Genomic DNA, 10464 nt, shown 5'->3' on the forward strand with positions numbered 1-10464 from the left:
ATTCGTAAGTATTTTTAAACTTGTGTATAACGATGAGCGCAGGGTGGGAGCAAGAAGAAAAGGCGCGGGCCGCCCCTTACCCAAACCCCACCTTAGTGTTAAACTTGCCCCACCATCCCAGCTACCGCACAGCCCCGCCATGACCCGACAAAGCCACTCAGGCACAGGCCCCAACATCGGACGCGACCAAATTAACGCCGACCGCCAGACCAATATGGGTGACGGCAGCAGTTACAACGAAAGCATCACCCACATCCACTACGCCGAAACCACCATCCCCCACCACCTGACCGCCACGCAGTTCATCCCCGACGTGTTCCAAGGCCGCGAGGAAGATTTATTGGCGATACGCGCCAAGTTGGAAGCAAACAGCCAGCCCTTGCTGTTGGTCAACGGCCAGGGCGGTATCGGCAAAACCTCGTTGGCGGCGAAGTATTGGCAAACCTACCAAAGCCATTACGCCCACATCGCTTGGCTCTACGCCCCCAGCCGCTTAGACGATGCCTTGCTGATGCTGGCTTCGCCTTTGCAAGTCAGCTTCCCCGACACCATGCCCACGGCGCAACGTTTGGAGGTGCTGCAAGCCGCCGTCGCCAACCTCACCGCGCCCTGTTTGCTGATTATCGACAATGCCAATAATGCCGAAGAGCTGGCGCAACACTGGGGCTTTTTACACGCCTGCACCAACTGCCATATCCTGCTCACCAGCCGCCTGCACAGCTTTAACGGTGCCGACCGTTACCCGATTGAAGCCTTGCCGGAAGATGTGGCCTTAAGTGTCTTCAACAGCCATTACCCGCAGCACCGGACAGAGGATGATGGGCTGTTTTTTGGCATCTACCAAGCGGTGGGCGGCAACACGCTGGTGCTGGAGCTGTTGGCGAAGAACTTGGCGATGCTGAACCATGACGAAATGACTTACAGCCTAAGCGATCTACTGAAAGACCTGCAACAGCGCGGCTTATTGCGCTTAGCAAAAAACCAACCTGTGCGTATGGCGGGCAAAGGCCAACTCCCCAGCTTACAAACCGCCACCCCCGCCGCTATTATTGCCGCCCTGTATGACGAACTGGAACAAATCACCCCGTTAAGCGCAGCCGAACAATGGGCGCTGTGCAATCTGGCGGTACTGCCCGCCGAAAACCTGCCTTTCCCTTGGTTAAAAGACCTATTGGTTTTTGACCTTAGCCCAACACCCCGTAAGAACCTATGGCATAGCGTAACCGCGTGGCTGAAACCCCGCCCACCTGCCGCCGCCCCAACCCTTTCCCAAATCCTCAGCGGCTTGGCGGCACGCGGTTGGTTGGAGAACAGCACCCAAAATGGGATAAGCCACTACAAATCCAGCCCCGTGGTGCAGGAGATCACCCGCCATAAAAATGCCGGACACTTGCAAGGCTATTGCGCGGGTTTGGTCGCTAAGCTGACCGACAAACTGGCTTATGAAGCTGGCAGCGGGCATTTGCTCAACGCCAGCTACGCGGACGCGGCGGCTTACTGCCGCCATGGTGAAGCCGTCACCGCCTGGTTACCGGGGGATCATAAGCTTGCCGTGTTGCACGGACACATAGGCAGCTACCACCTGACCACCGGCAACCTGGACAAGGCCTTAAGGGCTTTTACCGATGAGTATGCGGTTATGGCGGAGTTCCATCAGCGCGAACCGGATAACCTGGACGTTAAAAATGACTTAGCTGTGGCCTGCCAATACTTAGGCATCACCCACACCACGCTGGGCGACCTGCAACAGGCCTTGCGCTGGTACGAAAACTACCATCGCCTGAAACAAGAACTCCATGCCGCCGCCCCCGGCCATCTGGGCTTTAAAGACGGTTTGGCGATTGCCTGCCAATACTTAGGCAACACCCACACCACGCTGGGCGACCTGCAACAGGCCTTGCGCTGGTATGAAGAATTCCACCACCTGGCACAGGAACTCCATGCCGCCGCCCCCAGCCATCTGGAGTTTAAAAACCAGTTGGCGATTGCCTGCCAATACTTAGGCTACACCCACACCACGCTGGGCGACCTGCAACAGGCCTTGCTCTGGTATCAAGACTACCACCGCCTGGAACAGGAACTCCATGCCGCCGCCCCCGGCCATCTGGACTTTAAAAACCAGTTGGCGATAGCCTGCCAACACTTAGGCAACACCCACACCACGCTGGGCGACCAGCAACAGGCCTTACGCTGGTATCAAGACTACCACCGCCTGGAACAGGAACTCCATGCCGCCGCCCCCGGCCATCTGGGCTTTAAAAACAATTTGGCGATTGCCTGCCAATACTTAGGCAACACCCACACCACGCTGGGCGACCTGCAACAGGCCTTGCCCTGGTATGAAGACTACCACCGTCTGGCACAAGAACTCCATGCCGCCGCCCCCGGCCATCTGGACTTTAAAAATAGCGTGGCGATTGCCTGCCAACACTTAGGCAACACCCACACCACGCTGGGCGACCTGCAACAGGCCTTGCGCTGGCGTGAAGAAGACTACAGGCTGTCACAAGAACTCCATGCCGCCGCCCCCGGCCATCTGGACTTTAAAAACGGCTTGGCGATTGCCTGCCAACACTTAGGCAACACCCACACCACGCTGGGCGACCTGCAACAGGCCTTGCGCTGGTATCAAAATTATCACCGCCTGAAACAGGAACTCCATGCTGCGGCCCCCGACCATCTGGACTTTACTAACGGCCTAGCCGTTGCCCTCATGAAATTAGGCCTGCATTATGAACAACAGGGTAATCTCCCCTTAGCCTTGGACTATTATCGGCAAGCCCAAGCTCTATGGGCGGAATTAGTCGCCAAATCGCCGCTTTATGTGAAGTTTAAAGAAAGCTTGGCTTGGGTCAATGAACGGTTGGAGGAACTGGCGGGGAGGGCGTAAAAACTTCAGCATCGGCTTACACGTTGTCCTGACTCGGCAAATTGGCGGCTGCCGAGGTAACCGCCTGCACCTCAAAGACCGTGCCGTTAACGGCGACCACTTTAACTTTTGTGCCCATCGGGCAATCTTCGCCGTAGACTTTCCAAATGGAATCGTCCGCCCTGATTTTGCCTTGGCCGTTTTCTATGGCTTCGTACAGGCTAAAGACCCTGCCGATGTACTGCGCCCCGCGTTGGTTGAGCAAGGGCTGGTCGGAATGGATGGGCATTTTTTTGGCATAGCTTTTCCAGACCACCAAGGCGACGATGGCGCTGAGCGAAAACACCAGCACCTGTATGTCCAAGGTCACGGCGGGCAGTAGCCAAAAAATCAAGCCGTTGAGGAAAGCGGCGGCGGCCAGCCATAAGAAGAAAAACCCCGATACCAGCATCTCGGCGATCAGGAACACTATCGCCAGCACCCACCAATACCAAAACAAAAAACCCAACGCCGCCATGGTTACTGCCCGCTTTTGGCGTTTTTAGCCATCGCCTCTTTCGCCAGTTCGCCGATGCCGCCTAAGGCACCGATAACACTGGAAGAATCCAATGGCATAAAAATCAGCTTGCTGTTATTGGCCGTGCCGATCCCTTTGAGGGCTTCGATATATTTTTGTGCGACGAAGTAGTTGATGGCGTTAATGTCGCCCTTGCTGATGGCTTCGGAGACCATCAGGGTGGCTCTGGCTTCGGCTTGTGCCAAACGTTCGCGGGCATCGGCATCGCGATAAGCGGCTTCTTTGCGGCCTTCCGCGTCTAAGATGGCGGCTTGTTGCGCCCCTTCGGCGCGGAGGATTTCCGATTGCCTTAAGCCTTCGGCTTCCAGAATCGAGGCGCGTTTTAAGCGTTCCGCCTTCATTTGCCGGCCCATGGCTTCCACCAAATCTTTGGGCGGGGCGATGTCTTTGATTTCGATGCGGGTGGCTTTGATGCCCCATGGCGTGGTGGCATCGTCAACAACGGTCAGCAGGCGGGCGTTGATGTCGTCGCGGCGGGACAGCAATTCGTCCAGATCCATAGAACCCATGACGGTGCGGATATTGGTCATGACCAAGTTGAGTATCGCCCAATCGAGCTTGCTGACTTCGTAGGCGGCTTTGGCGGCATCCATGACCTGATAAAAGACCACGCCGTCCACCGTCACCATCGCGTTATCTTTGGTGATGACTTCTTGCGACGGCACGTCCATGACCTGCTCCATCATGAGCATTTTTTTGCCGATACGGTCGACCAGCGGGACGATAAAGTCTAAGCCGGGGGTGATGGTGCGGGTGTATTTGCCGAACCGCTCCACCGTGTATTCCATACCCTGCGGCACTGAGATGATGCTCATCAGTAAGGCTAAGACGACAAACACCAGCACCACTAAAACTGCAATACCTAAACCATCCATAAAACCTCCGCTTACGTTGAGAAATGACACGTTGTTTTTGGTACGTTTGCGCCTTGTTAAGCCCTGTCGGCGTTAAATTATCGGCCTATCTATACTGTGAACGGCCAAGTTTTCGGCTTTTACAATTCACCGTAGGGTACGCTGTACCCTACCAAACAACCGAAAACTTGACCGTTTGAAGCCTATAACTCGATCATCAAGTTTTTAACATTCGGATAAATTGTTCAACTACCGGATATTGAAAAGTTGAACAAATTAATTTAAAACAACAAGTTGCAATGAAATCCATCCCCCTCCCCTGATGGGTGTATGGACGTGGGACATAGGTAACACATGTTCGGGGACATGGGTAACACATTTTGGTACTGATTTTCTGGGTTCCTGCCGTCCATTAGATGAAGCTCATAATAACATCTAATACAAAGCGTACAGGCACGCAAAAATTGGCCGTTAACCTAGCATATAAAATTTTAGCTGGATTTTTTTTCATAACCATGTGGGACCCTAGCCATATAAATTTAAACTGCCAACAAGGCGTTATTTTTGTCAATACCGGATTACTTTTTTTGGTCTCAATAAGCCCAAAAAAACCGTCACCCATGTCCCCGAACATGTGTTACCTATGTCTCCGGTCCATACAATGGGGAGGGATGGGGGGGAGAATCTAAATAAGGCTTTTTTCATTAATCAGACAGACAGAAAGCAGTCTGATTAAAATCTCTAAGTCATAAGCATAAGTCATTGATTTTATTCTCCCCACCCCAGCCCTCCCCATCAGGGGAGGGAGCAGTCTTACCCTACACGCTTGTGTTTTTAACAAATGCCCTACCCTATTCAGGGCAGGGCGGGCTTTATGAAAAACTTGATGATCGAGTATAAATAATCCGCCACACCCGGCGCGGCAATGTTTAAAATAGACGGTTTGCCCGCCGCTAGGCTTGCAAAAATTCCCTGACAGGTAATACTGTACTCTTTTCAACCCATGCTTAAAACAGGTAAATAACAATGACAACAGCCGCTTTTGACCTGGCCCTGTGGACAATCCTTTTCTTTATTATCGGGATGATTAAGCCCAAATGGCCGTTATTTTTCTTAAAAAGCGCCGACCGCATCGTGGTGGCATCCATCACTGCCGTGCTGGTGATGGTGACGGTGACGCTGTTCACCGAAGGCGCACGCCGGGACAAACTCGCTAAAGAAGCCGTCTCGGCTCCTGCCGCCAGCCAAGCGGCGCCCAATGCCCCGGTGGCGGTTCCCGTGCCTGTGCCGACCCCCGCCCCGGCAGCTCCTCCGGCGCATAAATAAATGTGCGGCGGCTGATTGGCGGCGGCGGGCTGTTCTGCCATCGCCTCATGCGCCGCTATCGCGTATAATAAGCACTAAGCCTATTAATTTCCTAAGAAGATTTCGCGTATGTCTTTAAGCCTAAGAAAAATCACCCATCCGGTTATGGTCGGCAATGTCAAAGTTGGCGGCGGTGCGCCGATTGTGGTGCAGTCCATGACCAATACCGACACCGCCGACATCCAGTCCACGGTTAAACAAATCATTGAGCTGGCGACGGCGGGTTCGGAGCTGGTGCGGATTACCGTCAATACCGAAGAGGCCGCCAAAGCAGTGGCGGAAATCCGCAATCAATTGGACAAAAAAGGCTATTCGGTGCCGATAGTCGGCGATTTCCATTTTAACGGCCATAAGCTATTGGAAAAATATCCCGATTGTGCGGCAGCGTTGGATAAATACCGCATCAATCCGGGCAATGTCGGGCGTGGGCGTAGCCGTGACCCGCAATTCCAACAAATGATCGAATTTGCCTGCCAGTATAATAAGCCGGTGCGTATCGGCGTTAACGGCGGCAGTCTTGACCAAGCGGTGCTGACCCGTTTGTTGGACGATAACCGCGCCCTGGCCCATCCTGAGCCGCTGGCCGCGATCACCCGCAAGGCGATTGTCCTGTCGGCGCTGGAAAGTGCCGCCAAAGCCGAGGAATTGGGGCTGGGTAAAGATAAAATCATTTTGTCCTGTAAAATCAGCAATGTCCAAGAACTGATTGCCATTTATCAGGATTTGTCCAGCCGTTGCGATTACACCCTGCATTTGGGGCTGACCGAAGCGGGTATGGGTTCTAAGGGCATTGTCTCGTCCGCCGCCGCCCTGTCGGTGCTGATGCAGCAAGGTATCGGCGATACTATCCGCATTTCCTTGACCCCGGAACCGGGCACCTCCAGAACCCAAGAGGTTATTGTCGGCCAAGAGATTTTGCAGACGATGGGTTTCCGTTCGTTCACGCCGATGGTCATTTCCTGTCCAGGGTGCGGACGCACCACCAGCGATTATTTCCAAAAGCTGGCGATGGACATCCAAGGCTATTTGCGTGACCAAATGCCGGTCTGGCGTAGCCAATACCCTGGGGTAGAGGCGATGGAGGTGGCGGTGATGGGCTGTGTGGTCAATGGCCCTGGCGAAAGCAAAAGCGCCAATATCGGCATCAGCTTACCCGGTACGGGCGAAACCCCGGTCGCGCCAGTTTATGAAGACGGCGAAAAAACCGTGACGCTAAAAGGTGACCGGATTGCCGAAGAGTTCCAAGAGATTGTCCAACGCTATATTGAAAGCCACTATAGCCTTAAGGAAGACGCGGGCGCTTAGGAATGAGCAGGAAATAATTCAGGCAAACGCTAAAGGGTACGGGTATTGGAGCGCGGGCATCTTGCCCGCCCTCCAAAGAGAAAACCGCCTCATGACAAGCTTTGCCGAAGTTATTTCATGCACATTACTAATCTCAGGAATGTGCATGAAATAAAATCTGTTGTAGAGACGTTGCACTGCAACGTCTCTAACCACCTTTGGGCCAGCATAAGCTTTATGCTGGCACTGCACCTATAGGCTTCAGCGTAGGCGGCGGGGCATATCCCGTCCGGCGGGGCGGTTCATCGCCCGGATTTTCGTGCGTAAGCGTTGGATGGGGATGTCCACCAGATAGATGGTCATCAGGGACAGCACGGCCACCACCAGCAAGGTGGTGAGGAAGACGATGGCCCCGCGCCCCGACAATTCATGAAATGCTTCGCCATACAGCAAATAGCTTACCGCCAAACCGGCTTGCCAGTGCCACAAATAGACCGGATAGGCAAAGTCGCCGATCACTTTATCCGCAGCGGCAGGGATAGCGGCAATTTTGTCGCCTTTAGCCAAGCTGTAGACCAGTAAGGCGCAAATGCCGATATTCAAATAAAAGCCGATTTCAAGGTAGAGGCCCGGATGGGTGACGGTCAGGACAGTCCAAAGCAAACAGTTGGCCAGTAAGGCTATAAATAAATGTCTGGCGCGTAGTCGGCTGCGGACATAGAGCTGATAAACACGCGGTTCCTTGGCTAAAAAATACAGCGCCGAACCGACCGCAAAGGGTAGCGACCCGGCGGCGATGGGGGCATAGCGTTGCCTTAGGGGAGCTTCCAGCAGATAAGTGCCGATCACATAGGCGACGGAGAGCAGTAGCCAAACCTTAATGCGGCGCGGGTGTTTGGAAATGCCCAAGCCAATCGCCACATAAAAAAACAGCTCCACCGTTAACGCCCAAGCGGGCGGTACGAGGCGCGGATCGACCGAATTGGGCAGCCAAGCCGGAAACAACATACTGGCATTGCTGAGATAATCTTTAAGCGACTGCGGCAAAAATAGGCTGTCATGGTAACGCAGGACGGTTGCCGGGCCGATGCCGATAATCAAAGCGGCCGAACCTAAGGCCGCCAACCAATAAGACGGATACAGCCTTAATAGGCGGTTAGCGGCAAAAGCTAGCCGCCCTGACCCGGTATAGCCGTAATTGTCGTGCATGATAAGGGTCATCAGGTAGCCGCTGATCAGGTAAAAACCAAATACCGAATAAGTGCCTAAGGGCGATAACTCAATCAGCAAATGGAAGGTGACTACCATCAACGCCAGTGTTGTGCGGAGTAAGCCTAGCATGGGTCGTAAAATAATGGCGCGAAAAAAGGGCGGGTAAAACCAATCGGCAATAGTAGCGGACAGCGGCGGCAAAGTCGATAGACGCTAAGGAACGTGCATAAAATTAAGTAGGCGTTCATTGCATCTTAGTGCCGTACCCCACTCCCAGCCCTCACTGCTATTAAGTTAAAGGATAGTCATTTACTTATGCCTGTAGAAACCGTTAGTTTACGGCCAAGGACACCAGCAAGCGCTTGAAAAAATAGTGCGCTTGGCGGTAAATGCAGTTTAAACTAGGGTTCTCGCTGCCGCTGGGCTTATCTGGACTGCCGCAGCCGCTGTGTGCCATTCCCTATCATGAGCTGATACTGATGACGAATCCCGCTCCTGCCGATGCCGCCCCAGCCGGGTCGCGGTTTTTTATTAACTTGCCGCATTACCGCATCGATATGTTTTTAGCGGCTGCCGCCACCGACTTGGTGGTGACGTTTGAGCCGATGGGCAGAAGAAAAACCTTCGGGGAAGGCCGCGAAGGCTGGGGCATGCGTTTTTTGCAAGGCTTGGGCTATTCGGTGATGGCGGTGATGATTAAAGACTGCGACTGGTACCGCCAAGCCGACCTGGCGGCCTTTTTTGCGCAAATGCAGGCGCGGGGCTTTTTCCGCAGCTTTGCCAAGGTCAGCACCTACGGGGGCAGTATGGGCGGTTTTGCCGCTTTGGCTTATGCCGATGCGGTATCGGCTGACATCGTGCTGTCACTGAACCCACAGGCCTCTTTAGCGGCGGCTTTCGCCCCGTGGGAAAGCCGTTTCCCATTTGTTGACCGCAAACAATGGCAAGAGGGCCTGAATAATGCGGCGGCGGGCTTTAAGCGCGTCCGGCAAGCCTATGTCATTTATGACCCTTGGTTGGCATTGGATGCTAAGCAGGTGCAGTTGTTGGTGGCGGATAACCCCGCTTTGGTACGGCTAAAAGTGCCCGCCGTGGGGCATGGTATGCCGAAATGGCTGGCGGAAATGGGCTTGCTGAAGCCGACCGTCGGGGCCATTCTGGCCGGGCAGTTTTGCCTGGCCGACTTTTATCAGCAAGCCCGCAAACGGCGCACCCTCAGACGGTATTGGCAATTGCTGATCGCCTTGCCAAGAGTCGCCAAGTCGCCGCTGTTCACGGAAATTGTCGGGCGGTATGCCGCGCAGTATGGCTTTCCCTATCGGCAAGGCACGTTTGCGCTGCCTGATGCCGCCCTGTAAGAGCTGCTGCTTAGTTGCTGCTTGATAATCAAATTGTCATATAAGCAGGTGTAAAATAGACTGTAATTTTTCTGACATATTTCCCTGACGGTATGAACCCGCTTCCCTCCTTCCTGTGCGTCGGTGTCCAAAAAGCCGGCACGTCCTGGCTTTATGAGCAATTGCGCCAGCATCCTGAGATTTGGTTGCCGCCCATTAAGGAACTGCATTATTTCGACCATTTGTATTGCCCCGCTAACCGTGCTTGGACGCAGTGGCACATCGAGCAATCGGCGAAAAACCTGCTCAAAGATTACCTTAACCAAGCGCAGGCTGTCGATTTCCGCTATGTCCGCTATCTGGCGACCATGGCTTCTAAGCCCTTGTTCACCGAAGCGTGGTATCGGCAGGCTTTCACGCGCCGGGCGGCCCGAGGCAAGCTGTTGGGCGACATTACTCCCGAATATTGCGCCATAGGCGATGAAGGCATCCTCTATATGAAACGCTTGCTGGGTGCGGTAAAAGTGCTGTGGATGATCCGTGACCCGTTAGACCGCGCCTTATCGCAATTGCGCATGAACGCCGGGCGGCGCGGCCTGTCGGCAGACACCCCGGCCAGCACTTGGCTGGCGTTGGCCGAAGACCCCGAAGTGGCCGAGCGGGGCAACTACGCCGATTATATCCCCCGTTGGGAGCGGCACTTGGGGCGGGATGCCATGCTGTTTATACCGTTCAGGCAGATCGGCCAACAACCGGAAGCGGTGTTGCAGACGGTCGGGCAATTTTTGCAAGTCACGCCCTGGCAAGGCTACCAGTGCCTACATGAAAAAGTCCATGCCAGCCCACCTTACCCTATTCCTGAGGCCGCAGTCAGTTATCTTAGCGCGTTAGCCCAGCCCCAATACCGCTTTTTGCGGGCTTACTTTCCTGCCGAATTCATGCAAGCGATTTAGACGAATAGGCCGA

8 protein-coding genes are annotated in these 10464 nt (G+C 54.2%); 5 read left to right on the plus strand and 3 right to left on the minus strand.

Translation table 11 applies throughout. From position 1 onward, the window contains the following. Positions 1–139 precede the first annotated feature (139 nt). The gene (locus CEK71_RS18370; protein WP_088620743.1) at positions 140–2890 is read left to right on the plus strand and encodes an NB-ARC domain-containing protein; all 2751 of its coding nucleotides are present in this window, start codon (positions 140–142) and stop codon (positions 2888–2890) included. A 16-nt stretch (positions 2891–2906) separates the two neighbouring features. Here the strand turns inward: CEK71_RS18370 and CEK71_RS18375 are convergent, their stop codons facing one another. Together CEK71_RS18375 and CEK71_RS18380 are read right to left on the minus strand one after the other, a co-directional pair. Continuing rightward, complete coding sequence (locus tag CEK71_RS18375; protein WP_088620744.1) at positions 2907–3386, minus strand: NfeD family protein; 480 nt, start codon at positions 3384–3386, stop codon at positions 2907–2909. 2 nt (positions 3387–3388) lie between these two features. Continuing rightward, complete coding sequence (locus tag CEK71_RS18380; RefSeq protein ID WP_088620745.1) at positions 3389–4321, minus strand: SPFH domain-containing protein; 933 nt, start codon at positions 4319–4321, stop codon at positions 3389–3391. A 1005-nt stretch (positions 4322–5326) separates the two neighbouring features. On the opposite strand from CEK71_RS18380, the gene CEK71_RS18390 reads away from it, so the two are divergent. Together CEK71_RS18390 and ispG are read left to right on the plus strand one after the other, a co-directional pair. Next, positions 5327–5626: a hypothetical protein gene (locus tag CEK71_RS18390; RefSeq protein WP_088620747.1), complete on the plus strand. Its 300-nt coding sequence runs from the start codon at positions 5327–5329 to the stop codon at positions 5624–5626. A gap of 108 nt (positions 5627–5734) precedes the next feature. Further along, positions 5735–6970, plus strand: coding sequence for a flavodoxin-dependent (E)-4-hydroxy-3-methylbut-2-enyl-diphosphate synthase (gene ispG / locus CEK71_RS18395; RefSeq protein ID WP_088620748.1), 1236 nt, complete (start codon positions 5735–5737; stop codon positions 6968–6970). A gap of 240 nt (positions 6971–7210) precedes the next feature. Here ispG and CEK71_RS18400 read toward each other — a convergent pair whose 3' ends face one another. After that, on the minus strand, positions 7211–8290 hold the full coding sequence (locus CEK71_RS18400) for an acyltransferase family protein (RefSeq protein WP_088621687.1): 1080 nt from the start codon (positions 8288–8290) through the stop codon (positions 7211–7213). A gap of 260 nt (positions 8291–8550) precedes the next feature. Between CEK71_RS18400 and CEK71_RS18405 the strand changes: the two genes are divergently transcribed. Next, positions 8551–9519 carry a hypothetical protein gene (locus CEK71_RS18405; protein ID WP_088620749.1) on the plus strand — a complete coding sequence of 323 codons (969 nt, stop codon included), beginning with the start codon at positions 8551–8553 and terminating at the stop codon, positions 9517–9519. Between the two features lie 92 nt (positions 9520–9611). Next, complete coding sequence (locus CEK71_RS18410) at positions 9612–10451, plus strand: sulfotransferase (RefSeq protein WP_088620750.1); 840 nt, start codon at positions 9612–9614, stop codon at positions 10449–10451. Positions 10452–10464 lie beyond the last annotated feature (13 nt).

This window comes from Methylovulum psychrotolerans (genome assembly GCF_002209385.1).
In the GTDB taxonomy this organism is placed as follows: domain Bacteria; phylum Pseudomonadota; class Gammaproteobacteria; order Methylococcales; family Methylomonadaceae; genus Methylovulum; species Methylovulum psychrotolerans.

Excerpts from the sequence above, each read along its gene's own strand:
- CEK71_RS18370 (WP_088620743.1), top strand. The coding sequence starts at position 140 with ATGACCCGACAAAGCCACTCAGGCACAGGCCCCAACATCGGACGCGAC.
- CEK71_RS18375 (WP_088620744.1), bottom strand. The coding sequence starts at position 3,386 with ATGGCGGCGTTGGGTTTTTTGTTTTGGTATTGGTGGGTGCTGGCGATA.
- CEK71_RS18380 (WP_088620745.1), bottom strand. The coding sequence starts at position 4,321 with ATGGATGGTTTAGGTATTGCAGTTTTAGTGGTGCTGGTGTTTGTCGTC.
- CEK71_RS18390 (WP_088620747.1), top strand. The coding sequence starts at position 5,327 with ATGACAACAGCCGCTTTTGACCTGGCCCTGTGGACAATCCTTTTCTTT.
- ispG (WP_088620748.1), top strand. The coding sequence starts at position 5,735 with ATGTCTTTAAGCCTAAGAAAAATCACCCATCCGGTTATGGTCGGCAAT.
- CEK71_RS18400 (WP_088621687.1), bottom strand. The coding sequence starts at position 8,290 with ATGCTAGGCTTACTCCGCACAACACTGGCGTTGATGGTAGTCACCTTC.
- CEK71_RS18405 (WP_088620749.1), top strand. The coding sequence starts at position 8,551 with ATGCAGTTTAAACTAGGGTTCTCGCTGCCGCTGGGCTTATCTGGACTG.
- CEK71_RS18410 (WP_088620750.1), top strand. The coding sequence starts at position 9,612 with ATGAACCCGCTTCCCTCCTTCCTGTGCGTCGGTGTCCAAAAAGCCGGC.